22 protein-coding genes are annotated in these 25519 nt (G+C 54.1%); 2 read left to right on the forward strand and 20 right to left on the reverse strand.

Features of this window, described 5'->3' with window-relative positions; all coding sequences use genetic code 11:
* Positions 1-9: 9 nt before the first annotated feature.
* The 18 genes from IM300_RS20780 to asnC form a co-directional block, all read right to left on the reverse strand.
* Positions 10-2529 carry a fimbria/pilus outer membrane usher protein gene (locus tag IM300_RS20780; RefSeq protein ID WP_193038159.1) on the reverse strand — a complete coding sequence of 840 codons (2520 nt, stop codon included), beginning with the start codon at positions 2527-2529 and terminating at the stop codon, positions 10-12.
* 24 nt (positions 2530-2553) lie between these two features.
* Positions 2554-3240: a fimbrial chaperone gene (locus tag IM300_RS20785; RefSeq protein ID WP_193038161.1), complete on the reverse strand. Its 687-nt coding sequence runs from the start codon at positions 3238-3240 to the stop codon at positions 2554-2556.
* A gap of 84 nt (positions 3241-3324) precedes the next feature.
* On the reverse strand, positions 3325-3894 hold the full coding sequence (locus IM300_RS20790; protein WP_063868590.1) for a chaperone-usher fimbrial major subunit: 570 nt from the start codon (positions 3892-3894) through the stop codon (positions 3325-3327).
* Positions 3895-4227: 333 nt separating this feature from the next.
* Positions 4228-6057 (reverse strand): glutamine--fructose-6-phosphate transaminase (isomerizing), encoded by a 1830-nt coding sequence (gene glmS / locus IM300_RS20795; protein ID WP_063452041.1) that lies wholly within the window; start codon positions 6055-6057, stop codon positions 4228-4230.
* A 224-nt stretch (positions 6058-6281) separates the two neighbouring features.
* Entirely contained in the window at positions 6282-7652 is a 1371-nt protein-coding gene (gene glmU, locus IM300_RS20800; RefSeq protein ID WP_063868585.1) for a bifunctional UDP-N-acetylglucosamine diphosphorylase/glucosamine-1-phosphate N-acetyltransferase GlmU, read from the reverse strand.
* A gap of 138 nt (positions 7653-7790) precedes the next feature.
* Positions 7791-8210, reverse strand: a complete 420-nt coding sequence (locus IM300_RS20805; protein WP_003862360.1) for a F0F1 ATP synthase subunit epsilon — start codon at positions 8208-8210, stop codon at positions 7791-7793.
* A gap of 20 nt (positions 8211-8230) precedes the next feature.
* Positions 8231-9613: a F0F1 ATP synthase subunit beta gene (gene atpD, locus IM300_RS20810; protein WP_015570150.1), complete on the reverse strand. Its 1383-nt coding sequence runs from the start codon at positions 9611-9613 to the stop codon at positions 8231-8233.
* 31 nt (positions 9614-9644) lie between these two features.
* Entirely contained in the window at positions 9645-10508 is an 864-nt protein-coding gene (atpG, locus tag IM300_RS20815; RefSeq protein WP_063452039.1) for a F0F1 ATP synthase subunit gamma, read from the reverse strand.
* Between the two features lie 51 nt (positions 10509-10559).
* Positions 10560-12101, reverse strand: a complete 1542-nt coding sequence (gene atpA / locus IM300_RS20820) for a F0F1 ATP synthase subunit alpha (protein WP_063452038.1) — start codon at positions 12099-12101, stop codon at positions 10560-10562.
* Positions 12102-12113: 12 nt separating this feature from the next.
* On the reverse strand, positions 12114-12647 hold the full coding sequence (gene atpH / locus IM300_RS20825; RefSeq protein ID WP_003862369.1) for a F0F1 ATP synthase subunit delta: 534 nt from the start codon (positions 12645-12647) through the stop codon (positions 12114-12116).
* A gap of 14 nt (positions 12648-12661) precedes the next feature.
* Positions 12662-13132, reverse strand: coding sequence for a F0F1 ATP synthase subunit B (gene atpF, locus IM300_RS20830; RefSeq protein ID WP_003862370.1), 471 nt, complete (start codon positions 13130-13132; stop codon positions 12662-12664).
* Positions 13133-13180: 48 nt separating this feature from the next.
* Positions 13181-13420, reverse strand: a complete 240-nt coding sequence (gene atpE / locus IM300_RS20835) for a F0F1 ATP synthase subunit C (RefSeq protein WP_000429386.1) — start codon at positions 13418-13420, stop codon at positions 13181-13183.
* A gap of 49 nt (positions 13421-13469) precedes the next feature.
* Positions 13470-14285 carry a F0F1 ATP synthase subunit A gene (atpB, locus tag IM300_RS20840; RefSeq protein WP_014881883.1) on the reverse strand — a complete coding sequence of 272 codons (816 nt, stop codon included), beginning with the start codon at positions 14283-14285 and terminating at the stop codon, positions 13470-13472.
* Between the two features lie 8 nt (positions 14286-14293).
* Positions 14294-14674, reverse strand: a complete 381-nt coding sequence (gene atpI / locus IM300_RS20845; protein ID WP_003862375.1) for a F0F1 ATP synthase subunit I — start codon at positions 14672-14674, stop codon at positions 14294-14296.
* A gap of 616 nt (positions 14675-15290) precedes the next feature.
* Complete coding sequence (rsmG, locus tag IM300_RS20850; RefSeq protein ID WP_193038163.1) at positions 15291-15914, reverse strand: 16S rRNA (guanine(527)-N(7))-methyltransferase RsmG; 624 nt, start codon at positions 15912-15914, stop codon at positions 15291-15293.
* A gap of 106 nt (positions 15915-16020) precedes the next feature.
* Positions 16021-17910, reverse strand: a complete 1890-nt coding sequence (mnmG, locus tag IM300_RS20855; RefSeq protein WP_107534297.1) for a tRNA uridine-5-carboxymethylaminomethyl(34) synthesis enzyme MnmG — start codon at positions 17908-17910, stop codon at positions 16021-16023.
* Between the two features lie 374 nt (positions 17911-18284).
* Complete coding sequence (gene mioC, locus IM300_RS20860; protein ID WP_063452035.1) at positions 18285-18734, reverse strand: FMN-binding protein MioC; 450 nt, start codon at positions 18732-18734, stop codon at positions 18285-18287.
* Positions 18735-18824: 90 nt separating this feature from the next.
* Positions 18825-19283: a transcriptional regulator AsnC gene (gene asnC / locus IM300_RS20865; protein ID WP_003862383.1), complete on the reverse strand. Its 459-nt coding sequence runs from the start codon at positions 19281-19283 to the stop codon at positions 18825-18827.
* Positions 19284-19434: 151 nt separating this feature from the next.
* Here asnC and asnA point away from each other — a divergent pair, with 151 nt between their 5' ends.
* Entirely contained in the window at positions 19435-20427 is a 993-nt protein-coding gene (gene asnA, locus IM300_RS20870; protein WP_107534295.1) for an aspartate--ammonia ligase, read from the forward strand.
* Here asnA and viaA read toward each other — a convergent pair whose 3' ends face one another.
* A complete protein-coding gene (gene viaA / locus IM300_RS20875; protein WP_107534293.1) occupies positions 20428-21879 on the reverse strand; it encodes an ATPase RavA stimulator ViaA in 1452 nt (483 codons plus the stop codon).
* Positions 21873-23369: an ATPase RavA gene (gene ravA, locus IM300_RS20880; protein WP_193038165.1), complete on the reverse strand. Its 1497-nt coding sequence runs from the start codon at positions 23367-23369 to the stop codon at positions 21873-21875. Before ravA ends, viaA begins: the two co-directional genes overlap by 7 nt.
* A 222-nt stretch (positions 23370-23591) precedes the next feature.
* On the opposite strand from ravA, the gene kup reads away from it, so the two are divergent.
* Positions 23592-25460: a low affinity potassium transporter Kup gene (gene kup, locus IM300_RS20885; protein ID WP_193038167.1), complete on the forward strand. Its 1869-nt coding sequence runs from the start codon at positions 23592-23594 to the stop codon at positions 25458-25460.
* Positions 25461-25519 lie beyond the last annotated feature (59 nt).

The raw sequence follows: 25519 nt of genomic DNA on the forward strand, positions 1-25519 counted from the left end.
AAATCCTTTTTAGTTACATACTACGGTTTGTTGGACCAGCGATGCTCCGGTCTGAGGGGAAATATGGAACGGTGCCCGGCATTCCACGCCGTTACCCGCACCCCACCGCAGCGCAAAAGTACCCTCTTCCGGAACGCCAGACAGGTAAAGTTGCCCGTTTTCTCCCACGATGCCCGTCAACAGCTCACCTTTACTTTCGCCGTTCGCGACGGCACCAAACGGTGCAGGCTTGCCGTTTGCCAGTATGACGTTGAATAGCACCCTATAACCCAGGTGGGTCAGAAACTCTGCTTTGACAATCGCACCGCGGGTCGGAACAAGATCGATCACGCTGTTTTCAAGCTCCACGTTGGCTCGGGAGAAATAGTCGTTGTCGATGGCAACCCGGTTTTCGTCATAAGGATTAAGCTGGGTTTTCACCGCATAACCGCGCCAGTCGGTGGCTACGCCAGAGGTGTTTTCAACGGCTAGCCCCGACGCGCCAGGCGTTTTGATCAGCGCAACCGTCTCTCCAAGCTGCTGCGAGAACGTGACGCCTTCACCGTGCACAATAACGCCCCCGCGCGCGCCGAAATTAAGGTGTTCGGCGTTTGCGCTGTAGGCGTAGCTGCCGTCCAGCGTGCCGTAAGTGCCGTTATAGGTCATCGCAAGGTTGCTGGCATCCGCTGCGCTATCGCCTGTCCAGGATTGTTGCAGGTTATACGAGAGATTATCTCGCTCCAGCAGCGTTCCGCTTAACCCCACCTGATGGGATGCCTGCGCATTGTCGTTTTGCGTCATGGCATAGTTGAGGTAACTGTTTTTCGCCCAGCCGGACAGCGGAACCGAAAGAGAAAACATAAAGATATTTTCACCCCCATTGTTATCCTCATCTTCGCTGGCGCTGTCGTGGTGCGTCGCGCTATCGGTGTAGCTCCACGACACGTTCCAGGAAACCATGCCGAGATTGTTGCTGTAGCCCGTCTGGATCAAGCGCTCTACCGCGTCGGTTTGCCAGTACTGTTGACGGCTCAGCGTCAGATAAACGTTCCCCCAGCCGCGTCCAAAAGACTGCGTCCATGTTCCCTCCAGACGGCTACGGCGGTTGCCCGTTTCCCAAAAATCACTTTCATCTCCCTGACGCGATGACCACTCGTTAAGGGTATAAAAACCCTGGGTAGAATAGCGGTAGCCCACCAGCCTGAAATTCGTGTCGGTGGCATCAATACGCTTGGAGTATAAGAAACGGTAGGATTGCCCCTGGGATTCATCGCCCTCATCAAACCGGGCTTTCGCCTGCGTCACGTCCATAGAAAGCGCACCAAACGCGCCCAGATCTTTACCCACGCCCAGCGCCGCCGCGCGGTACTCGTCCGCCAGCTGCACGCCGCCATAAAGCGTGACGCCGGCTGGCAGCCCGCGCATGATTTGCGCCTGCATGACGTTTGGGGTAAAGCGATTGTCTTCCCGCATTTCGCCAATGCTGACGTCGAAGTCGGTTTGTCCTTCACGTTTCAGAATGGCCAGCGAAGCATAAGGCTGGATAAAATGTTGCTCGCTGCCGTCCTCTTCTTTGATGGTCACGTCCAGATCCCCACCCGAGCTGGTGGTATTGAGATCGGTAAGGGCAAACGCCCCCTGCGGCACGGCAGACTGATAGATGACGTAACCATTTTGCTTGATCGTCACCATGGCGTTGCTTTTCGCTACGCCACGCACCACGGGGGCGAAGCCGTTCATGCTGGCGGGCAGCATGTCATCATCGGTGTAAAGCCGCACCCCGCGCAGTCTGGCCCCCTCAAAAACATCGCTTGCCGACCAGGTATCGCCCACCATGAACTGGCTGCGCAGCCCGGGAATATCACGCTGTAGCCACGAACTGACGGAGTGATATTCTGCATTGCCGCCTTCAGAGCTGAACGTGCTGTAGTTGCGTACCCGCCAGGCACCGAGATTCAGACCATTTTGCAGGTTGAGGTAATAGCTATCCGCCGTGTCGTCGTAGTCAGAGCGTACGGTATGGGAGCCTGAAAAATCATAATTAACCGAAAGCGCATTGATCCCCTGGTCCCAGCGTTCGGGGCTGATATAGCCCATGGCATAGTTGTCCAGCCAAATCTGCGGTATCACAATATTGAGCGTCAGCTTGTCCGTATCGAACTGCCATACGGAACCTTCAACAAGCGGCCCCGGCGCGACGCAGTCATCGTCATCAATGTGAGTAAGCGCTTTGATGGCATCCGCTTTTACACCGAACGCTTTCAGCTGGCTGGACAGGTGGGTGAAGCAGGGCTGAATCTCCCCCTCCGGCTTATCCGCTATAAATGTGACCTCGCGCCGCTCACGTTTTTTCCCGTTAATAAGGATATCCACTTTGTACGTGCCGGGTGGCAGCGTGTTTGCGCGATCGAACTGATGAATATCGATACCCACCGGATGGTCAATCTCCAGCAAGGCGGGGTTAAAGAAGGCTTCTTTCGCCTGTAGCTGGCAAGCCAGCAGGAGCAGCGCCCCGGAGGCAAAGAGAACGTGAACAGGTGAACCGGCCATCTCGCATCATTCCTTGTTTTGCACTTAAAGGGAGAGATTCAGAGGCTCGCTAATCGCACCGTAGTCATTGATAAAACGCCAACGAAGCGTTTTGCCAGCCGCACCAGCGGGTAAAGGCAGCTCTAGCTTCTCGAAGGGTTTAAGCATATTGAGCGGAACTTCTATGCCGTCGACGAACACATCCATCACGTTGATATGAATTGGAGCTGGGTTTTCTATTTGCAGATGGTTTCCCACGCGATGCCATTTCACCTTCATATACGCTTTTTCGGGCGTCATATTGAGCGCCACCGGGCGCCAGAACAGTTTGATTCGGGTTTTTATGGCAATTTCCATCGTGTTGCTATCCGCACTGCTCCCGGATGGTGGAATATTTTTGATATTCAGCCAGAAAACCGATTCCCGATCTTCGGGAAGCGCACCCTTGGTTTTAATAATGCGCAGGATTTTTTCCTGCTGCGGCTCCAGACGTGAAACCGGTGGAATAGCCGTGAAGGGAGGTGGGGTAGTCTCTTTTTTATCAAATGGCTCAACCCAAACCTGGATCAGGTAGGGAACGTTTGTCTCTTTATTGAAGATAGAAAACGTTTCATCAGCGCGATCGCTATTAAAAATCACGCGGGTGCCGCCGATAATGACCCCAGCCCAGGACGAAGACATATTCAAAAGACAAATAACAACGAACAGCGACTTAATAAGATTGCACAACATAATTTCATCCGTGAAATGAGCCTGCTAAAGGAAAATTCGCCAGTACTCTCGCTTTTAACGTCAGCAGGCCCGGGCGAAAATCGATTACTTCATGTATTCGATGGTGAACTGTGAATCAGCGTTAGCCGTGCCTGGCGTAACATCGGCAGAAGTCGCGATATAACGCGCGATAAATTTCAGCTCAGCATTTCCTGAATCAATGGTTGTATAAGCGGAATCTTTGTACAGCTTAACCTGTGAATTATCAGCGCGGTTATAGATACGAATTGCCACGCCCGTCGCCGCAGTCTCTGTACCCTCACCGGTATAGTCGCCTGGCGTCGATGCAGTTATCGGGGTGCCGATGGCTAAATCGCCGTTGCCGTCAGAGGCTTCGGTACCGTCAAAACGCGCTGCCGCCTGAGTGTACGTGGCCGGACATTTTTCCAGCTTAATGCTAAATTCGGTCGGGGCCGCCGTGGTGCCTACCGTGCTAAAAGCAGATCTATTGACTTTACCCAGAGCAACGGTCTGGCCAATAGTATCCGTGGTGACTTCACAGGTGCTGTCGATAACCTCACCGGTAAAATGCACCACGCCATCAGACGCGAGCGCCTGGTTTGCCATAAACAGTGAGCACAGAACAAAAGAACCTGTAATCCAATTACGTTTCATTACCACTCCGTTAAATCATGATTAATTCATTCACAAAACAAATATCAGCGAAAGAATTCTTCGCCTGAATGAGATTATATTTTATTAAGATTAACGGACAAAATCTGGAGCAGGTAAGCACAAGTTAAATGAAAAGGTAAATAAATTAACTTGATAAAATAAATGCTGATTAATTAGAGATTTAGAAGAAGTTAACTTTCTTTATATTAGCTAAAAAGACATATTCAGAAACATACACAAATAACACTTAATACTTTTTAGGAATAAATTTAGGTCGTAATAAAAAAGCCTCACATTTTCATGCGAGGCTTTTTCCATTATGTGTCGAGACGATTACTCTACGGTAACCGACTTCGCCAGGTTACGCGGCTGGTCAACGTCGGTGCCTTTGATCAGCGCCACGTGATAAGCCAGGAGTTGCAGCGGAACGGTGTAGAAGATCGGCGCAATCACCTCTTCCACATGCGGCATCTCGATGATGTGCATGTTGTCGCTGCTGACGAAACCGGCGTCTTTATCCGCGAAGACGTACAGCACGCCGCCACGGGCGCGGACTTCTTCGATGTTAGACTTCAGTTTTTCCAGCAGTTCGTTGTTTGGTGCAACAACGATCACCGGCATATCCGCGTCAATCAGCGCCAGCGGGCCGTGCTTCAGCTCGCCTGCCGCGTAGGCTTCCGCGTGGATGTAGGAGATCTCTTTCAGCTTCAGTGCGCCTTCCAGCGCGATAGGGTACTGATCGCCACGGCCCAGGAACAGAGCGTGGTGCTTATCAGAGAAATCTTCAGCCAGCGCCTCAATGCGTTTGTCCTGAGACAGCATCTGCTCGATACGGCTCGGCAGCGCCTGGAGACCGTGAACGATGTCATGCTCAACGGAAGCGTCTTCGCCTTTCAGTCGCGCCAGCTTCGCCACCAGCATCAGCAGAACGGTCAGCTGCGTGGTAAACGCTTTGGTGGAGGCCACGCCGATTTCAGTGCCCGCTTTGGTCATCAGCGCCAGATCGGATTCACGCACCAGCGAAGAGCCCGGCACGTTACAGATGGCCAGAGAGCCCAAGTAACCCAACTCTTTAGACAGACGCAGCGCCGCCAGGGTATCCGCCGTTTCGCCAGACTGGGAAAGGGTGATCATCAGGCTGTTACGGCGCACAGCGGATTTACGATAGCGGAACTCAGACGCGATTTCGACATCGCACGGCACGCCCGCCAGGGATTCAAACCAGTAGCGAGAGACCATCCCGGAGTTGTATGAGGTCCCGCAGGCCACAATCTGAATATGCTCAACCTTGCCGAGCAGCTCGTTGGCGTTCGCCCCCAGCTCGCTCAGATCCACCTCGCCATGGCTGATGCGCCCGGTCAGGGTGTTTTTGATGGCGTTAGGCTGCTCGTAGATCTCTTTCTGCATGTAGTGACGGTAAGCGCCTTTGTCGCCCGCGTCGTATTGCAGGTTAGATTCGATCTCCTGACGCTTCACCTGCTCGCCTTTGGTATCGAAGACGGTCACGCTGCGGCGCGTCACTTCCGCGATATCGCCCTCTTCCAGGAAGATAAAGCGACGGGTAACCGGCAGGAGCGCCAGCTGATCGGACGCGATAAAGTTCTCGCCCATGCCCAGACCGATAACCATCGGGCTACCGGAACGCGCGGCCAGCAGGGTAGATGGATCGCGAGAATCCATGATCACCGTACCGTAGGCGCCGCGCAGCTGAGGAATAGCACGCAGCACTGCCTCACGCAGCGTACCGCCCTGTGCCAGTTCCCAGTGTACGAGGTGAGCAATCACTTCGGTGTCGGTTTCAGAGACGAAGGTATAGCCGCGCGCTTTCAGTTCTTCGCGCAGCGGTTCGTGGTTTTCGATAATGCCGTTATGCACCACCACGATGTGTTCAGACACATGCGGGTGCGCGTTACCTTCAGACGGTTCGCCGTGCGTCGCCCAGCGGGTGTGCGCAATACCGGTTCCCCCGTGCAGCGGATGTTCTTCCGCGGCCTGGGCCAGCATCTGCACTTTACCGAGACGGCGCAGACGGGTCATATGACCTTCTGCATCCACGACAGCCAGACCGGCAGAGTCATAGCCACGGTATTCCAGACGACGTAAACCTTCGAGAAGGATTTCAGCAATATCACGCTGCGCAACTGCGCCAACAATTCCACACATAATTTAGATTCCGAATTTAGGCATTATGCCTGCGTTGTCGCTGACCTGTATTTACCCTTTCCGGGCACCCCGAGCCTTGTAGAGAGTGGGGTTATTTTTATGGGTACTGCCTGTGGGGGGAGATATATCTTTATCTCCTCTCCCGGGTTTGCCTGATGACGGCTACGCCTTATCAGGCCTACTCAATCGTAGGGCGGGTAAGCGCAGCGCCACCCGCCTTAGGGTTACTTTTTCTTCACCGGGCGTTTCCAGCCCTGCTTGCTGACCTGCGGCACGCGGCTTAACACCAGCTCGTTATCCGCTACGTCGCGCGTGACGGTCGTTCCGGCGGCAATGGTCACCCCGTTACCCACGGTGACGGGCGCCACCAGCTGCGTGTCAGAACCCACAAACACATCATCACCGATGATGGTTTTAAACTTATTGGCACCGTCATAGTTACAGGTGATGGTACCTGCACCAATATTCACGTTGTCGCCAATTTCTGCATCGCCCAGATAGGTTAAATGACCCGCTTTGGAGCCTTTACCCAGACGGGCTTTTTTCATTTCAACGAAGTTACCAACATGTGCGCCTTCCAGCAGCTCAGCGCCCGGGCGCAGACGCGCAAACGGGCCGATGGTACACGCCGCATCTAGACGCGCGTCTTCCACCACGCTGTACGGGCTGATTTCGCAGTCGTCGCCGATAACGCTGTTTTTAATCACGCAGCCAGCACCGATTTTGACGCGGTTACCCAGCGTGACGTTACCTTCCAGGATAACGTTAGTATCAATTTCAACGTCGCGCCCGTGGGACAGCGTACCGCGCAGATCGAAACGCGCCGGATCGCGCAGCATGACGCCTGCGAGCAGCAGTTTCTCTGCCTGCTCGGACTGGTAAATGCGCTCCAGACGGGAAAGCTGAAGACGGTTGTTTACCCCGTCCGTTTCGCTGATGCGTGCCGGGTGAACGGCGGCAATCTCACGCCCTTCCTGGTACGCCATAGCAATAATGTCGGTGATGTAATACTCACCCTGTGCGTTGTTGTTATTCAGCTTAGACAGCCAGCGCTTCATATCAGCACCGTTCGCAATCAGGATACCGGTGTTGATCTCCTGAATCTGACGCTGCGCTTCGCTGGCATCTTTATGCTCAACAATCCCCGTCACGTTGCCGTTTTCACGGGTAATGCGGCCATAGCCACTCGGATCGTCCAGCACGACGGTTAACAGCCCAATGCCGCCCTGCGGTTTGGCTTCACGCAAACGAGTGAGGGTTTCAACGGAGATCAGCGGGACGTCGCCGTAGAGCATCAGGATGTCTTCATCATCAGAGAAGAAAGGTGCAGCCTGCTGCATTGCATGACCGGTACCCAGCTGTTCTGCCTGTAGTACCCAGTTGAGATTGTCGTCACGCAGCGTTTTTTTCAGCAGATCGCCGCCGTGTCCATAAACCAGATGCACCTGGCGGGCGCCTAATTCATTAGCTGCATCAATAACATGCTGCACCATTGGCTTTCCTGCCAGCGTGTGGAGCACCTTAGGCAGATCGGAATACATGCGGGTACCTTTGCCTGCGGCAAGGATCACCACGCTCATCGCACTGTTTAACATACGCATCCTGACGGTAGTTTGTGTGAGAAGTAAAAACGTTTGATGCTTAAAATTCTACATCTTTTTCATCATGAATTAAGGCCGAAAAAAAAAGCCAGCCTGGGATCCAGACTGGCTTTTGTGCTTTTCAAGCCGGTGTTACATCGCTTTTTTGGTCAACTCGATAACGCGCAGTTTCGCGATCGCTTTGGCCAGCTCCGCAGACGCCTGAGCGTAATCCACGTCACCATGAGAGCTGTTAATGTGCTCTTCAGCCTTACGCTTCGATTCCAGGGCTCGCGCTTCGTCGAGATCCTGGCCACGAATAGCGGTATCGGCCAGAACGGTCACACTGCCAGGCTGCACTTCAAGAATGCCGCCGGACAGATAGATAAACTCTTCGTGACCGAACTGTTTAACGATGCGGATCATACCAGGCTTAATGGCGGTGAGCAGCGGTGCGTGACCCGGGAAAATACCCAGTTCACCTTCACTACCCGTTACCTGGATTTTCTCGACCAGACCAGAGAACATTTGTTGCTCTGCGCTGACGACGTCCAGGTGGTAAGTCATTGCCATATCACCCTCCGATTAAGGCGTTAAAGTTTTTTGGCTTTTTCCACGGCTTCTTCGATGGAACCAACCATGTAGAACGCCTGCTCTGGCAGGTGATCGTATTCGCCTTCCATGATGCCTTTAAAGCCACGGATGGTGTCTTTCAGGGAAACGTATTTACCTGGCGCACCGGTGAATACTTCCGCAACGAAGAACGGCTGGGACAGGAAGCGCTGGATCTTACGCGCACGTGCTACCACCAGTTTGTCTTCTTCAGACAGTTCATCCATACCCAGGATGGCGATGATGTCTTTCAGTTCCTGGTAACGTTGCAGCAGGGACTGTACGCCACGCGCGGTGTCGTAGTGTTCCTGGCCAACAACCAGTGGATCCAGCTGACGGCTGGTGGAGTCCAGCGGGTCAACGGCCGGGTAGATACCCAGAGACGCGATCTGACGGCTCAGTACCACGGTTGCGTCTAAGTGCGCAAAGGTGGTGGCTGGAGATGGGTCAGTCAAGTCATCCGCAGGTACGTATACCGCCTGAACGGAGGTGATAGAACCGGTTTTGGTCGAGGTGATACGTTCCTGAAGAACACCCATCTCTTCCGCCAGCGTAGGCTGATAACCTACCGCTGAAGGCATACGACCCAGCAGTGCAGATACTTCGGTACCGGCCAGGGTGTAACGATAGATGTTATCAACGAACAGCAGAACGTCACGGCCTTCGTCACGGAATTTCTCAGCCATTGTCAGGCCAGTCAGCGCAACGCGCAGACGGTTTCCTGGTGGCTCGTTCATCTGGCCGTAAACCAGGGATACTTTATCCAGAACGTTGGAGTCGGTCATTTCGTGGTAGAAGTCGTTACCCTCACGAGTACGTTCACCTACGCCCGCAAACACGGAGTAACCGGAGTGCTCGATCGCGATGTTACGGATCAGCTCCATCATGTTTACGGTTTTACCTACACCCGCACCGCCGAACAGACCGACTTTACCGCCCTTCGCGAACGGACACATCAGGTCGATAACTTTGATGCCGGTTTCCAGCAGTTCCTGAGAGCTGGACAGCTCTTCGTAGGAAGGTGCCGCGCGGTGGATAGCCCAACGCTCTTCTTCACCGATGTCGCCTTTCATGTCGATTGGCTGACCCAATACGTTCATGATACGACCCAGCGTTGCTTTACCTACCGGGACTTCGATCGGGTGCTCAAGGTCTTTAACTTCCAGACCACGACGCAGACCGTCGGAAGAACCCATGGCGATGGTACGCACGATACCGCCGCCGAGCTGCTGCTGAACTTCCAGCACCAGGCTCTCGTTACCATTCTGTACCTCAAGCGCGTCGTACACGCGTGGTACGGCGTCCTGAGGGAACTCGACGTCCACCACGGCGCCGATTACCTGGACAATCTTTCCAGTAGCCATCTTGAATCCTCTACGTAATTCGTAAACCTGGTTAAACCGCGGCGGCCCCCGAGACGATCTCGGTGAGTTCCTGAGTAATGCTGGCCTGACGAGCTTTGTTGTAAACCAACTGCAGCTCTTTAATCAGGCTGCCGCCATTATCGGTCGCGGCTTTCATCGCCACCATTCGTGCGGCCTGCTCGCTGGCCAGGTTTTCTACAACGCCCTGATAAACCTGTGATTCAACGTAACGACGCAGCAGGGTATCCAGCAGCGGTTTCGGATCGGGTTCATACAGGTAATCCCAGGCTTTCTGTTTCAGCTCGTCATCTTCTGATGCCGGTAACGGCAGCATCTGAGTGAGCGTAGGCACCTGAGACATGGTGTTAATAAATTTGTTGCTGACAACGTACAGTCTGTCCAGACGGCCTTCATCGTAGGCCTGCAACATCACTTTAACCGGGCCGATAAGTTCGGACAGGGACGGGTTATCACCCATACCGGTCACCTGAGCGACAATGTTGCCGCCAACGGAGTTAAAGAAAGAGACGCCTTTAGAGCCAATCAGTGCCAGATCGCACTGAACGCCTTTATCGGACCAGACTTTCATATCCGCCAGCAGTTTTTTGAACAGGTTAATGTTCAAGCCGCCACACAGACCACGGTCAGTCGACACCACCAGGTAGCCCACGCGCTTAACGTCGCGTTCTTCCAGGTAAGGGTGCTTATATTCCAGATTACCGTTTGCAAGGTGACCAATCACTTTGCGCATGGTCTCTGCATAAGGACGGCTGGCCGCCATGCGATCCTGCGATTTACGCATTTTGGAAGCGGCGACCATCTCCATCGCTTTAGTGATCTTTTGCGTGTTCTGGACGCTTGCGATCTTACTACGTATCTCTTTTGCGCCGGCCATGAGCTTCTCCTCAATGCCAGACGGCTTGTCCTGAGACAAGCCGCCGGACGATTACCAGGATTGGGTTGCTTTGAAGGAATCGAGGATAGCTTTCAGCTTGCCTTCGATTTCGTCGTTATAGCCACCGGTCTGGTTGATCTCTTGCATCAGCGGAGCGTGATCACGGTCAGCGTAAGCCAGCAGAGCGGCTTCGAAGCTACCGATTTTCGCCAGTTCCACATCTTCGAGGTAACCGCGTTCAGCCGCGAACAGTACCAGGCCCTGCTGAGCAACAGACATTGGCGCGTACTGTTTCTGCTTCAGCAGCTCGGTCACTTTCTGACCGTGGCTCAGCTGTTTACGGGTTGCTTCGTCCAGATCGGATGCGAACTGAGAGAACGCAGCCAGTTCACGATACTGTGCCAGCGCGGTACGGATACCACCGGACAGTTTCTTGATGATCTTGGTCTGAGCAGCACCACCCACACGGGATACGGAGATACCCGGGTTAACTGCCGGACGAATACCGGAGTTAAACAGGTTGGTTTCCAGGAAGATCTGACCATCGGTAATGGAGATTACGTTGGTCGGAACGAACGCAGAAACGTCACCCGCCTGGGTTTCAATAATCGGCAGCGCGGTCAGAGAGCCCGTTTTACCCTTCACTTCACCTTTGGTGAAGTTCTCGACGTATTCCGCGTTAACGCGGGAAGCACGCTCCAGCAGACGAGAGTGGAGGTAGAATACGTCGCCCGGGAATGCTTCACGTCCTGGTGGACGACGGAGCAGCAGGGAAACCTGACGATACGCAACAGCCTGTTTGGACAGGTCATCGTATACGATCAGCGCATCTTCACCGCGGTCACGGAAGTATTCGCCCATTGCGCAACCGGCGTATGGCGCCAGGTATTGCAGTGCAGCAGATTCAGACGCGGTTGCTACCACAACGATGGTGTTAGACAGTGCGCCGTGCTCTTCCAGTTTACGAACCACGTTGGAAATGGTGGACGCTTTCTGGCCGATAGCCACGTACACACATTTGATGCCGGAGTCACGCTGGTTGATGATGGCGTCGATTGCCATCGCGGTTTTACCGGTCTGACGGTCACCGATGATCAGTTCACGCTGACCACGACCGATTGGGATCATGGCATCAACGGACTTATAACCCGTCTGCACAGGCTGATCAACGGACTGACGGTCGATAACGCCCGGTGCGATAACTTCGATTGGCGAGAAGCCATCGTTATCAACCGGACCTTTACCGTCGATTGGCGCACCCAGGGTGTTAACAACGCGACCCAGCAGGCCACGGCCAACCGGCACTTCCAGAATACGGCCAGTACACTTAACCTTCATGCCTTCGGCGAGGTCAGCGTATGGACCCATCACAACGGCACCTACGGAGTCGCGCTCCAGGTTCAGTGCGATAGCGTAACGGTTACCCGGCAGGGAAATCATCTCACCCTGCATACAATCGGCCAGGCCGTGGATGCGGATAACACCGTCACTTACAGAAACAATAGTACCTTCGTTGTGAGCTTCACTCACAACACTGAACTGAGCAATGCGCTGCTTGATCAGTTCGCTGATTTCGGTGGAATTCAGTTGCATGCTCCAGTCCCCTTAAGACTGCAAGACGTCTGCAAGGCGCTCAAGACGGCCGCGTACGCTGCCATCAATGACCATATCACCCGAGCGGATGATTACGCCTGCCATTACAGACTTATCGATTTTGCAATTCAGCTTAACTTTGCGTGACAGACGTTTTTCCATCGCGGCGGTGATTTTCGCAAGCTGTTCATCACTCAGTTCAGTTGCGGAAGTTACTTCAACTTCAGCGGTAGCTTCACTGAGGGCACGTAAGTGCTCAAACTGCTCGAGAACATCCGGGAGCACACGGAGACGACCATTTTCTGCCATGACCTTAATCAGGTTCTGGCCGTTGGCATCCAGTTGCTCTCCGCACACGGCGATAAACGACGCGGCGAGGGTTTCAGGCGCTAACGCACCGGAAAGCAACTCGGCCATTTGTTCGTTTTTCGTCACCTCAGCGGCAAACGCCAGCATATTCTGCCAGCGATCGACATTTTGGTGTTCGACAGCAAAGTCAAAAGCTGCTTTGGCGTAGGGGCGAGCTACCGTAACAAATTCAGACATCAGCCCCTCCCTCCTTACAGTTCAGCGACAAGTTTGTCCACGATGTCGCTGTTAGCAGCTTCATCCACGGAACGTTCGATGATCTTCTCGGCGCCAGCAACAGCCAGAATCGCAACCTGCTTACGCAGTTCTTCACGAGCACGTTTACGCTCAGCTTCAATTTCAGCCTGAGCCTGTGTCACGATCTTAGTACGTTCCTGTTCTGCTTCAGCTTTGGCTTCGTCCAGGATCTGAGAACGGCGTTTGTTAGCCTGTTCAATGATTACCTGAGCTTCAGCTTTCGCTTTTTTCAGCTGGTCTGTCGCGTTGGCCTGTGCAAGGTCCAAATCTTTCTTAGCGCGTTCTGCGGAAGCCAGACCGTCAGCAATTTCTTTCTGACGTTTTTCGATGGCAGCCATTAAAGGCGGCCATACATACTTCATGCAGAACCAGACAAAGAGAATAAACGCGATGGCCTGGCCGAGGATTGTTGCGTTCATGTTCACAGCACAATACCTCTTAAATTTCTGTGGCTTGGGGTTTTAAAACAACTACTACGCGACAGCAAACATCACGTACAGACCCAGACCTACAGCGATCATTGGGATTGCATCCACCAGACCCATAACGATAAAGAACTGAGTACGCAGCAGAGGAATCAGATCAGGTTGACGCGCAGCGCCTTCCAGGAATTTGCCCCCGAGGATGCCGATACCGATCGCAGCACCGATAGCCGCCAGACCCATCATCACAGCGGCAGCCATGTACAGCAGATCCATATTCAGGTTTTCCATGACAGTCTCCAGTTTGTTTCAATTAAAACGTAGTAGTGTTGGTAAAAAATCAGTGCTCTTCAGACGCCATCGACAGATAGACGATCGTCAGAACCATGAAGATAAAGGCTTGCAGCGTAATGATCAGGATGTGGAAAATGGCCCATGGCACATTCAGAATCCACTGTGACCACCACGGCAGAAGACCCGCGATCAGAATGAAAATCAGCTCACCCGCATACATGTTGCCGAACAGTCGCAGACCCAGTGAAACAGGTTTGGACAGCAGGCTAACGCCTTCCAGGATCAGGTTGACCGGAATAAACGCCCAGTGGTTGAACGGCTGCAAGGTAAGCTCTTTCACAAAGCCGCTTACGCCTTTCATTTTGATGCTGTAGAAAAGAATCAGGATAAACACGCCCAGCGCCATCGACAGGGTGATGTTCACGTCCGCAGACGGTACAACACGCAGCGCAGGCAGGCCGAAGATGTGCTCGCCGATGAACGGCAGCAGGTCAATTGGCAGCAGGTCCATCAGGTTCATCAGGAAGACCCAAACGAACACGGTCAGGGCCAGCGGAGCAATCAGCTTGCTCTTACCATGGTACATGTCTTTCACGCTGCCATGGACGAAGCCGATGATCATCTCAACGAACGTCTGGAATTTCCCTGGAACACCGCTGGTCGCCTTTTTAGCAACGCTGCGGAACATGGCCAGGAACAGAAGACCCAAAACCACCGAGAAGAACATGGAGTCGATGTTGATCGTCCAGAAGGTGGCCGGGGGGTTATGTGGATCCACCAGCGAGAATGTACGCAGGTCCAGCTGAAGGTTATTCAGATGGTGACCTATGTAATCCTGCGGCGTCATATTTTCTGAAGCCATGATGCCTTTTACCCTTTGTTATTGATTACAGCTGGAGCCAGAACTTGTACCACCAGCACCAAAACCCACGTTGCTATCAGCGGCATGAATACCACTTTCAAAACCGCCAGCGCCATCACCAGTAGAGCAAAGGTCAGCAACACCTTACACACTTCGCCGAGAGCGAAGGACCAGGCCACGCGGCCTTTGGCGGGTGTATGCGCCTGATGACGCCAGGCAAAAATCATAAACAACACGTTTGGCAGCACAACCGCCAAACCTCCGCACGCGGCGGAGATGCCCCAGAAGGGGTCTTTGAGGCTAAACAGCAGTCCACTTGCTATTACCGCCAGAAACTGAATGAACAGAAGCTTACGAGCAACGTTTCTACTCAAGAGCGACACAGACATCACGTTTTTACTCCTGCTCCCTTCGAGGTATGCCGCGTGTCGTATAAAACGTCCTTTAAGGCTCAGAGTCAAGCATCAAAAAGCGGTCAAATTATACGGTGCGTACCCGTGATTTCAAACATTAAGTAGCGAAAAGGTGAATAAATGTTTAAATATTTTTCCCCAGCGCTATTTTTCAACTTTTGACCAATGCGTCGACCTTCAGGCGAAACTGCAAACAGCGCGAAAACGTTGGCGATAAAGCGTGCACGAGATCACAAAATGCACATTTGCGATAAAGCGGTAATTATCAAACACGTAAATCGTTTTATTTCATCTTCATGAATTTAAAGCCAAAAAATCGCAACTATTTCTAAAACAGCCCTATATACAACAAAAACCTTTTATTGACATTTTTAATAAATATTTAACATTGCATTCTGGTTGCTAAAGCCCACTTTTAGCAGACTGATATTTTCGTAGTTGATTATCATTACGGTGAATGAATCAGCTCAGGTTAACCGCAAGAAAAACCATGGTGAACACAAGGTTAAAATGACTTCAGAATTATCCTCATGGGTGTGCTGTTTTTTAACACAATAAGAACAGCACAAATTCCCCATTTTTTATTTAATTTTTAAAATTTGTTTGGCTTAAGAATCACCAAATGCCGTTCACCGTCGAGATGAGGAACCTGTAACTTCTCGATTGATTCAACAGCAAAATCCGCTGGCAGCTGTTGAATCTCATCTTCAGGCACCAGCCCTTTCAGGGCATAAAAGCGGCCATTTTCCGCCGGCAGGTGTTTACACCAGCTCACCATGTCGTTGAGCGATGCAAAGGCACGGCTGATAACGCCGTCAAACGGCGGCTCTGCCGGGAACGCCTCTACCCTGCTCTGCACCGGCGAAATGTTTTCCAGCTTCAGCTCATGCTGTACCTGGCGTAAAAAGCGCACGCGCTTGCCCAGGCTGTCCAGCAGCGTGAAATGGCTCTCCGGGCGGACAATAGACAACGGGATCCCCGGCAGCCCCGGACCGGTGCCAACGTCGATAAAACGTTCACCTTTCAGGTACGGCGCCACCACGATGCTATCGAGAATATGGCGAACCAGCATCTCGTTGGGATCGCGCACCGAGGTCAGGTTGTACGCTTTGTTCCATTTGTTCAGCATATCGACATAGGCCACCAGCTGGTTTTTCTGGTGATCGGTGAGCGAAATACCTGCTTCATCCAGCAGACGAGAGAGTTTATTGAGCACGGTGGATACCTGTTGAGATACATACTGGCGGGTGGCGCTTCGCTTACCCGCCCTACGGGGTTCTGTAGGCCCGGTAAGCGCAGCGCCACCGGGCAATGTTCAAACGTTACGCGCTGCGGCGCAGCATACCCTGCTTTTTCAGCCACACCAGCAGAATTGAAATCGCGGCAGGCGTGACGCCGGAGATCCGCGAGGCCTGGCCAATCGACACCGGTTTATGATCGTTCAGCTTAGCGATCACTTCGTTGGAAAGGCCCGTCACCTGACGATAGTCCAGCATTTCCGGCAGCAGCGTATTTTCATTACGCTGCTGTTTTTCGATCTCATCCTGCTGACGCGCAATGTAGCCTTCGTATTTCACCTGAATCTCGACCTGCTCAGCCGCTTCAGCGTCTTCAAGGCCCGGTGCGAACGCGGTCAGTTTGACCAGATTCTCGTAGGTGACTTCAGGACGGCGCAGCAGATCTTCGCCGCTGGCTTCGCGCGAAAGCGGCGCTGTTAAGTGAGCGTTCACTTCGGCAGCGGTTTCCGCCTGCGGGTTTACCCAGGTGGTTTTCAGGCGCTGACGTTCCTGTTCAATGCGTTCCAGCTTCTCGTTGAAGCGCGCCCAGCGTTCGTCATCCACCAGACCCAGCTCTCGACCCATTTCGGTCAGACGCAGATCGGCGTTGTCTTCGCGCAGCATCAGGCGATATTCCGCGCGGGAGGTAAACATGCGGTACGGTTCTTTGGTCCCCAGCGTACAGAGATCGTCGACCAGTACGCCCAGGTACGCCTGAGAGCGCGCCGGCGCCCAGCCCTCTTTCTCGGCGGAGAAGCGGGCGGCGTTCAGACCGGCCAGCAGCCCTTGCGCAGCGGCTTCTTCATACCCGGTGGTGCCGTTAATCTGGCCCGCGAAGAACAGACCGTGGATGAATTTGCTCTCCAGGGTTGGCTTCAGGTCACGCGGATCGAAGAAATCGTACTCAATGGCGTAGCCAGGACGAACGATTCTCGCGTTCTCCATACCCTGCATTGAGCGAACAATTTGCATCTGCACGTCGAACGGCAGGCTGGTGGAGATGCCGTTCGGGTAAATTTCGTTAGAGGTCAGTCCTTCCGGCTCCAGGAAGATCTGGTGCTGGTTACGATCGGCAAAGCGCATCACCTTGTCTTCGATCGACGGGCAGTAGCGCGGGCCGATCCCTTCGATCACGCCCGCGTACATTGGGCTGCGATCGAGGTTATTGCGGATCACGTCGTGCGTTTTCTCATTGGTGTGCGTGATGTAGCACGGCACCTGCTGCGGATGTTGTGCCGCATTGCCCATGAACGAGAACACCGGCATTGGGTTATCGCCGTGCTGCTGTGCCAGCACGCTGAAGTCAATGGTGCGCGCATCAATGCGCGGCGGTGTACCGGTTTTCAGGCGGCTTACGCGCAGCGGCAGCTCACGCAGACGACGAGACAGCGGAATGGACGGCGGATCGCCAGCACGGCCACCGCTGTAGTTGTCCAGACCGATATGGATTTTACCGTCCAGGAATGTCCCGACCGTCAGCACAACCGCTTTTGCGCGGAACTTGAGGCCCATTTGGGTCACAGCGCCGACAACACGATCGTTCTCCACGATAAGATCTTCTACCGCCTGCTGGAAGATCATCAGGTTCGGCTGGTTCTCCAGCGCGGTGCGGACAGCCTGACGATAAAGCACGCGGTCTGCCTGCGCACGAGTGGCGCGGACAGCAGGGCCTTTACTCGCGTTTAGTATCCTAAACTGAATGCCCGCATGATCGATCGCTTTCGCCATCAGGCCGCCAAGTGCATCCACTTCTTTTACCAGGTGTCCTTTCCCAATGCCGCCAATCGCCGGATTACAGGACATTTGTCCCAGCGTGTCGATATTGTGTGTCAAAAGCAGGGTCTGCTGACCCATTCGCGCTGCGGCCATTGCGGCCTCAGTGCCTGCATGACCCCCGCCAATGATGATGACGTCAAAAGGATCCTGATAAAACATGGTGGTCTGCCTCGCGTAAAGCGGTATGAAAATGGATTGAAGCCCGGGCCGTGGATTCTACTCAACTTTAGTCTTTCGAGAAAGCATTGGGATCCTGGGCTATTAAAAAGAAGATCTTTTTATTTAGAGATCTGTTCTATTGTGATCTCTTATTAGGATCGCAGACCTTTGTGGATAAGTCCGATCCCATAAATAAGATCATGCAGTTAGGAAGGATCGTTTGCTGTGAATGATCGGTGATCCTGGACAGTATAAGCTGGGATCAGATCGCCGCTTTATCCACAGGTCAAAAACTAAACCAACATTGTTCTTTGGATAACTACGGGTTAATACGAGCTTTTAACCAGAGTTATCCACATCTGATCGCACGATCTTTAATCGTTTTTGAGTAAATTTTTCCATTCTGCGAGCCAGATCTCGGCTGGATCTTCCGGAATATCATGATCGAGGATGTTGATCTTCAGGGTTTCACCCAGCTGTTTTGCTCCGCAGGCGGTTACAGCGGCTTCTACTTTCTCTATTGCACCGCAGAAGGTGTCATATTCACGGCTGCCGATCCCGATCGCACCAAACCGGACGTTTGACAGACTGGGCTGCTGTTCCAGCAGTTCGTCATATAAAGGTTGCAGGTTATCCGGCAGATCGCCCGCGCCGTGCGTGGAGGTGATCAGCAGCCAGACCCCATCAGTCGGGAGATCTTCCAGCAGCGGGCCGTGCAGGGTTTCCGTTGAAAAGCCCGCGTCTTCCAGCTTCTCAGCCAGATGTTCCGCTACGTATTCCGCACCGCCCAGGGTGCTGCCGCTGATAAGAGTAATGTCCGCCATTGATCGCTCGCTCAGATAAAGAGGCGGCCATTGTACGCTGTGAACGAGCTGGGATCTACCTGTGGAAAATGTGGGAATGAAATTGCCCGATCACGGGCGGATGGTACGCATGATCGGGTTTTGCAGGGAGATCAGGGTTTCGGTGGACTGAATTTCATCGATTGTTTGGATCTTGTTGATAAGTACCTGCTGGAGGGCATCGATGGATCGGCACATTACCTTAATAAAGATGCTGTAATGCCCGGTGGTGTAGTACGCCTCGGTGACTTCATCCAGCGCGTTCAGCTTCTCCAGCGCGGAGGGGTAATCTTTTGCACTTTTAAGAATGATGCCAATGAAGCAGCAGACGTCGTAGCCGAGCTGCTTCGGACTGACGTCAATGCGTGCGCCGGTGATGATCCCGGCCTGCTTCATTTTCTCTACGCGGACGTGAATTGTCCCCGGGCTGACGCCAAACTGTTTCGCCAGTTCGGCATACGCGGTGCGCGCATTGGCCATCAGCGCCTCCAGGATGCCGCGGTCCAGATTGTCGATCTGATAATTTTCCATAGCTTTTTCTTATGAAGATTGATGAATCCCTCTATTCTAGCGGCTAATTTTATCGAATCAAAAGTGAATCCGGCTTTTTGTTGATGGGTTATTGAATAAGGTGCCATTTTTGTTGCTTAATCAATACCAACAGGACGCAGGAGTATAAATAATGAAAACCGCTTACATCGCAAAACAACGCCAGATCAGTTTCGTAAAATCCCATTTTTCCCGCCAGCTGGAAGAGAAGCTTGGCCTTATTGAAGTTCAGGCGCCGATTCTGAGCCGCGTGGGTGACGGGACGCAGGATAATCTGTCTGGTTGCGAAAAAGCGGTACAGGTAAAAGTGAAAACACTGCCAGACGCCCAGTTCGAAGTGGTGCATTCCCTGGCGAAGTGGAAGCGTCAAACCCTGGGACAACACGACTTCAGCGCGGGCGAAGGGCTTTACACGCACATGAAAGCCCTTCGCCCCGATGAAGACCGTCTCTCCCCAATTCACTCTGTCTACGTTGACCAGTGGGACTGGGAGCGCGTAATGGGTGACGGCGAGCGTCATGTCGGTACGCTGAAATCCACCGTAGAGGCGATCTACGCAGGGATCAAAGCAACCGAAGCAGCCGTGAGCAAAGAGTTTGGTCTGGCACCGTTCCTGCCGGAAACGATCCACTTTGTTCACAGTCAGGAATTGCTGAGCCGTTATCCGGATCTGGATGCCAAAGGCCGTGAACGCGCGATCGCCAAAGCGCTGGGCGCGGTATTCCTGATCGGCATCGGCGGAAAACTGTCTGACGGTAAACGTCACGACGTCCGTGCGCCGGATTACGATGACTGGAGCACCGTGGGCGAAAGCGAATATGCCGGACTGAACGGCGATATTCTGGTCTGGAACCCGGTTCTGGAAGATGCGTTTGAACTCTCTTCTATGGGGATCCGCGTGGATGCTGAAGCACTGAAGCGTCAGCTGGCCGTGACCGGTGATGAAGATCGTCTGCAACTGGAGTGGCACCAGGCGCTGCTGCGCGGTGAAATGCCGCAGACCATCGGCGGCGGTATTGGCCAGTCTCGTCTGACCATGCTGCTGCTGCAACTGTCCCACATTGGTCAGGTGCAGTGTGGGGTCTGGCCGCAGCAGGTACGTGAAAGCGTCGGTTCTCTTCTTTAATTAACGTCGCCAGCGTCTGAGCAGGCGGCTACGCAACCCGGTATCAAAGCGCCAGATGTGATCGAAGATGCGCATGATGCCGGGTTTTCCATGTGCGGACATCGCCACGGCATGAAAGCGGTGCTGGTGTACGCGCTGCATCTCCTTCACTTTACTCACCACGTCGTCCGGCAGCCGCTGGGCAATAAAATCGGAAATCACCACTGCATCCGCGTCGTACCAGTCGCCGCCCTGCATACGCTCAATGATGCTGCGAAAACAGCTGGCCAGATCGGTGCCGCCGCGAAAGCGTTGGCTTAAAAAGCGGATCGCCTGCTCCAGCCCCTGTGAGCCGGTAAGTTCATACCCGACCACTTCGCTGGAAAATAACATGATGTAGCAGCGACGACGATCGGCGAGCGCCACGCGCATCAGGGCCAGGCAGAACGCTTTTGCGCACTGTTCATTAAACCCCCCCATCGATCCGGACGTATCGACGCAAACAATGAACGGGCCGCGCGGTTGCTCATCAAAGTCCTGATGCACCACCGGACGCTGGCTGATCTTCTCGCGCCAGGCTTCGCCGTGTAGCCGATAGGTGAGCAGCTGTTTTTCCACCAGCCGACGATAAAACTCATACTCCAGCTCGGTCATTCCCAGCGTGCTGAGTTCCGTGGGCAGCAGGCGCAGGATGTCATCGCTTTGCTGTAGCCCGTCAACCTGCTCCGGCACGGTGGAGGGTTCACGCACCAGGGTGCGGAAGGTTTCCATCGGCGCATCGTTCTTTGGGACCGATTTTGCCTCCCGGGAGCGCCCAAGCTGTTCCGCGAGCTTCATCAGCTCCGGCTGTTGCGCCAGAAAGTCGCCGTACCTGACGATCAGCTGATAGTCGCCGCGCTTTAGCTGTCCGGCACTCATATCCCAGAGGCGTCCGGCAGCGTTCTCATTCTCCACCAACACCTGTTCTAGCTGGCCGCTTAACGTCATCCGCTCCTGTACCTCGCTCAACAGCTGTTCGCGCTCTTCGTCCAGCAATTGCTGGTTGAGCGAGGTGGCCTGAACGACAAGGCTGAGCCGCCAGCGCTGTAAAAACAGGGTGTGCAGGGCGGGAGTAAAGCTCGGGTTGTCCGTGACCAGCGCTCTGGCCTGGCTGGCAAACGGGGAATGAACGTTATCAAGCAATGTCAGGGTTTGCGGAAGCTGGGCAATAAACTGCGGCGTTGAAAGCCGCTGGCACTGCTGGTAACCAGCCACTTCCTCTGTCAGTTCCGGCGGGACTTCCGTCTCCTTAAACCGCTGTCGCAGGCTATCGCGCCAGCGAGGAAGATCGTCCGTCATTGCCTTTCTGAGCTTCGGGAATTTTTCAAAAAAGGCCGCCAGCTGCGGTGAAGCGAGCAGGGTAATGACGACCTCTTCGATTAAACCGTCCTCGCTAACCGCCAGCATGACGTTGAGCGTATCCAGCGTTAGCATTGACGCGCCTGTTTGATCTGCGTGCTGACATCCTGCAAGCTGGCTTCAATGCGGCCTAACCAGTCGCTATGAATAAAGAGGCATTTCTGCTGCTCGCTAAAGCGCGTGTGCTGCTGATGCCATTCGTTATCCAGCGCGTCGAGCTGCTGTTTGATTTCCTCCGGAAGGCTGTCGGAGGCCGTTCCCGGCAGCGCCAGGCGCGATCCCTGAAGGCTGACGTCGCGGATCACCAGATGCTGGCTGCTATCGACTTCCAGCGACAGCGGCTGTGCAAAGCCAATACCGTTGAGTTTACCGCGGATCTCACCGCCCTTATCCAGCCACTGAACCAGCGCAACGCGTTCGATCGTCACGTGCACCACCTGCATATCATGAAGCTTAAGCGGCTGCTGGAGGAGGAGCGTGAGCGAGGCGTCAGTCAGCCCGGCGGGCAGTTCGTAGTGTGGCTTACGGGCAAACATCCCGCCGAGACGGTTCACCTTCAGCGCGGTTTTGTCACTTTGCTGCTGCTGGAGCTGAAGGCGACGTTGGGCAATCGCTCCCAGCTGATTGAGCATCGACTGCTGGCCCCACGCGTGTCCGGTCATCAAAACGTCCAGCTGCTGCTGCATCAGATTCATCCCTTCTGCGTCGTGCCACAGACAGTCTTTCAGCAGGATCAGATCGACAGGGGCAACAGCATCGCGGCCGCTGAACAGGGCGCTTGCCTGGAGCAGGCGAATGGCTTTTTTCCAGCGACGGTCGGAGACGTACGGCGCGGAGGGCAGTAAATCAAGCTGCTGGCGCAGCATGAAGATCAGCTCAAATACGGTATCAGGCAGTTTTATCTTGCCGATATCCTCCTGCCACTGGTGATATTCCTCGTCCGTGACCTGTAACGATGCTGCCACCGGGTTTTCGTTTTCGTCCTGCTGGCTCACCAGCATTGAACGGAAGTTCGATTTATCCTGGACTTTATCCAGCCACAGGCGGATCAGCATGCGGTCATACAGCGCCTCCAGGCTGCTGTCGGCTTCGGGCAATTCGTTTGACGCGGCCACCAGCAGGCGCATGGGGATCTTCTCTTCGCTCGCGCCGTTGCGGAAGCGGCGTTCGTTGATTGCCGTCAGCAGGGTGTTCAGAATGGCCGGGCCGGCTTTCCAGATCTCATCAAGAAAGACGATTTCCGCTTCCGGGAGATAGCCCGCCGTCAGACGCTCGTAGCGTCCCTCGTCTTTTAACGCCTGAATGGAGAGCGGGCCGAAAACTTCTTCCGGCGTGGAGAAGCGCGTCATCAAATACTCAAACGCGCGAGCGTTCTGGAAAGCGAACTTGAGGCGGCGTGCGATCAGACTTTTGGCAATGCCCGGCGGGCCCAGCAGAAACACGCTTTCCCCGCTCAACGCCGCCAGTAAACAGAGGCGAATGGCGTGGCTACGCTCGTAAAGGCCTTTCTCCAGCGCGCTGCTGAGGCGGGAAATTCTTTCTGCTAATAAATGTGAGTGAGCCATAATAGTTTTGCATCCTTTCACCGTGGTGGCGGCTAATTGAAGCGAGTATAGACGTTTCGGTCTGGCCTGGTAATAGGCTGAAGTGCGGCGCTATTTTCTTTGCGCTACATTAATGCGGCTGCATTTAGGGGTACGATTTTGCATTGAATCGTGCATACTGTGCGCTTTTTGTGGGCCAAGGGACTAAGCACACATTTGTTATTCAAACGAAAAGACTAGTCTATGAGCACTGATAATAAGCAATCATTACCCGCAGTAACGCTTGCGGCGATCGGGGTTGTCTACGGTGATATCGGCACCAGCCCGCTTTATACGCTTCGCGAATGTCTGTCCGGTCAGTTTGGTTTTGGTGTAGAGCGTGACGCCGTATTTGGTTTTCTCTCGCTCATCTTCTGGCTGCTGATCCTGGTGGTCTCCCTGAAATATCTCTCCTTCGTTATGCGGGCTGATAACGCGGGCGAGGGCGGTATTCTGACCCTGATGTCCCTTGCCGGGCGCAATACCTCTGCAAGAATGACCTCTGTGCTGGTCATTATCGGCCTGATTGGCGGCAGCTTCTTCTATGGGGAAGTGGTGATTACGCCGGCGATTTCGGTGATGTCGGCCATAGAGGGGCTGGAGATTGTCGCGCCGCAGCTTGATACGTGGGTCGTGCCACTCGCTATTATCGTGCTGACATTGCTGTTTGCCATACAAAAACACGGTACCGGGCTGGTGGGTAAGCTGTTTGCGCCTATCATGCTGGCCTGGTTCCTGATCCTGGCGGCGCTGGGCTTGCGCAGCATTATTGCCAACCCCGACGTCCTGCACGCGCTGAACCCGATGTGGGCGGTTCATTTCTTCCTTGAATATAAAGTGGTGTCGTTCGTAGCGCTGGGCGCGGTGGTGCTTTCCATTACCGGTGTTGAAGCGCTGTATGCGGATATGGGCCACTTCGGGAAACTCCCTATTCGCGTCGCCTGGTTTAGCGTTGTCCTGCCTTCACTGGTGCTGAATTACTTCGGCCAGGGCGCGCTGCTGCTTGCCCATCCTGAAGCGATTAAAAACCCGTTCTTCCTGCTGGCGCCGGACTGGGCGCTGGTTCCGATGCTGATCCTGGCGACGCTGGCGACGGTCATTGCTTCTCAGGCCGTTATTTCCGGCGTCTTCTCCCTGACGCGTCAGGCCGTGCGTCTGGGGTATCTCTCGCCAATGCGCATTATTCATACCTCTGAGATGGAGTCAGGCCAGATCTACATTCCGTTCGTCAACTGGCTGCTCTATTTCGCGGTTGTGATTGTTATCGTCAGCTTCGAGCACTCCAGTAACCTGGCGGCGGCGTACGGTATCGCGGTGACCGGAACGATGGTGTTGACCTCTATTCTCTCCACCACCGTGGCGTACCGTAACTGGCACTGGAATAAGTTCCTCGTGGGGCTGATCCTGGTTGGCTTCCTCTGCATCGACGTACCGCTGTTCTCTGCGAACCTCGACAAAATTGTCTCCGGTGGCTGGCTGCCGCTGACGCTGGGTCTGGTGATGTTCATCGTGATGACGACGTGGAAGAGCGAACGTTTCCGCCTGCTGCGTCGTATGCATGAGCACGGTAATTCTCTGGAGGCGATGATCTCCTCGCTGGAGAAATCCCCGCCGGTGCGCGTGCCGGGCACGGCGGTGTATATGTCTCGTGCGCTGAACGTGATCCCGTTTGCACTGATGCATAACCTTAAGCACAACAAAGTGCTGCACGAGCGCGTGATCCTGCTGACGCTGCGCACCGAAGATGCGCCGTACGTTCACAACGTGCGCCGCGTACAGATCGAGCAACTGTCGCCAACCTTCTGGCGCGTGGTGGCGAGCTACGGCTGGCGCGAAACGCCGAACGTGGAAGAAGTATTCCACCGCTGCGGTCTGGAAGGGCTGAGCTGCCGCATGATGGAGACGTCGTTCTTTATGTCCCACGAGTCGCTGATCATCGGCAAGCGCCCATGGTATCTGCGTCTTCGCGGTAAGTTGTATCTCATCCTGCAACGTAACGCCCTGCGTGCGCCTGACCAGTTTGAGATCCCGCCGAATCGCGTGATTGAGCTGGGGACGCAGGTCGAGATTTAAGTCCTTCTAAAAATGCCGGGTGACGCTGCGCTTACCCGGCCTACCAGATCCTCAACATA

Origin of the sequence: Enterobacter cloacae complex sp. I2, from assembly GCF_014896205.1 — a bacterium.
In the GTDB taxonomy this organism is placed as follows: domain Bacteria; phylum Pseudomonadota; class Gammaproteobacteria; order Enterobacterales; family Enterobacteriaceae; genus Enterobacter; species Enterobacter quasihormaechei.

Bases quoted from the DNA above. Each gene is read 5' to 3' on its own strand.
- IM300_RS20780 (WP_193038159.1), bottom strand. From the start codon at position 2,529: ATGGCCGGTTCACCTGTTCACGTTCTCTTTGCCTCCGGGGCGCTGCTC.
- IM300_RS20785 (WP_193038161.1), bottom strand. From the start codon at position 3,240: ATGTTGTGCAATCTTATTAAGTCGCTGTTCGTTGTTATTTGTCTTTTG.
- IM300_RS20790 (WP_063868590.1), bottom strand. From the start codon at position 3,894: ATGAAACGTAATTGGATTACAGGTTCTTTTGTTCTGTGCTCACTGTTT.
- glmS (WP_063452041.1), bottom strand. From the start codon at position 6,057: ATGTGTGGAATTGTTGGCGCAGTTGCGCAGCGTGATATTGCTGAAATC.
- glmU (WP_063868585.1), bottom strand. From the start codon at position 7,652: ATGTTAAACAGTGCGATGAGCGTGGTGATCCTTGCCGCAGGCAAAGGT.
- IM300_RS20805 (WP_003862360.1), bottom strand. From the start codon at position 8,210: ATGGCAATGACTTACCACCTGGACGTCGTCAGCGCAGAGCAACAAATG.
- atpD (WP_015570150.1), bottom strand. From the start codon at position 9,613: ATGGCTACTGGAAAGATTGTCCAGGTAATCGGCGCCGTGGTGGACGTC.
- atpG (WP_063452039.1), bottom strand. From the start codon at position 10,508: ATGGCCGGCGCAAAAGAGATACGTAGTAAGATCGCAAGCGTCCAGAAC.
- atpA (WP_063452038.1), bottom strand. From the start codon at position 12,101: ATGCAACTGAATTCCACCGAAATCAGCGAACTGATCAAGCAGCGCATT.
- atpH (WP_003862369.1), bottom strand. From the start codon at position 12,647: ATGTCTGAATTTGTTACGGTAGCTCGCCCCTACGCCAAAGCAGCTTTT.
- atpE (WP_000429386.1), bottom strand. From the start codon at position 13,420: ATGGAAAACCTGAATATGGATCTGCTGTACATGGCTGCCGCTGTGATG.
- atpB (WP_014881883.1), bottom strand. From the start codon at position 14,285: ATGGCTTCAGAAAATATGACGCCGCAGGATTACATAGGTCACCATCTG.
- atpI (WP_003862375.1), bottom strand. From the start codon at position 14,674: ATGTCTGTGTCGCTCTTGAGTAGAAACGTTGCTCGTAAGCTTCTGTTC.
- mnmG (WP_107534297.1), bottom strand. From the start codon at position 17,910: ATGTTTTATCAGGATCCTTTTGACGTCATCATCATTGGCGGGGGTCAT.
- mioC (WP_063452035.1), bottom strand. From the start codon at position 18,734: ATGGCGGACATTACTCTTATCAGCGGCAGCACCCTGGGCGGTGCGGAA.
- asnC (WP_003862383.1), bottom strand. From the start codon at position 19,283: ATGGAAAATTATCAGATCGACAATCTGGACCGCGGCATCCTGGAGGCG.
- asnA (WP_107534295.1), top strand. From the start codon at position 19,435: ATGAAAACCGCTTACATCGCAAAACAACGCCAGATCAGTTTCGTAAAA.
- viaA (WP_107534293.1), bottom strand. From the start codon at position 21,879: ATGCTAACGCTGGATACGCTCAACGTCATGCTGGCGGTTAGCGAGGAC.
- ravA (WP_193038165.1), bottom strand. From the start codon at position 23,369: ATGGCTCACTCACATTTATTAGCAGAAAGAATTTCCCGCCTCAGCAGC.
- kup (WP_193038167.1), top strand. From the start codon at position 23,592: ATGAGCACTGATAATAAGCAATCATTACCCGCAGTAACGCTTGCGGCG.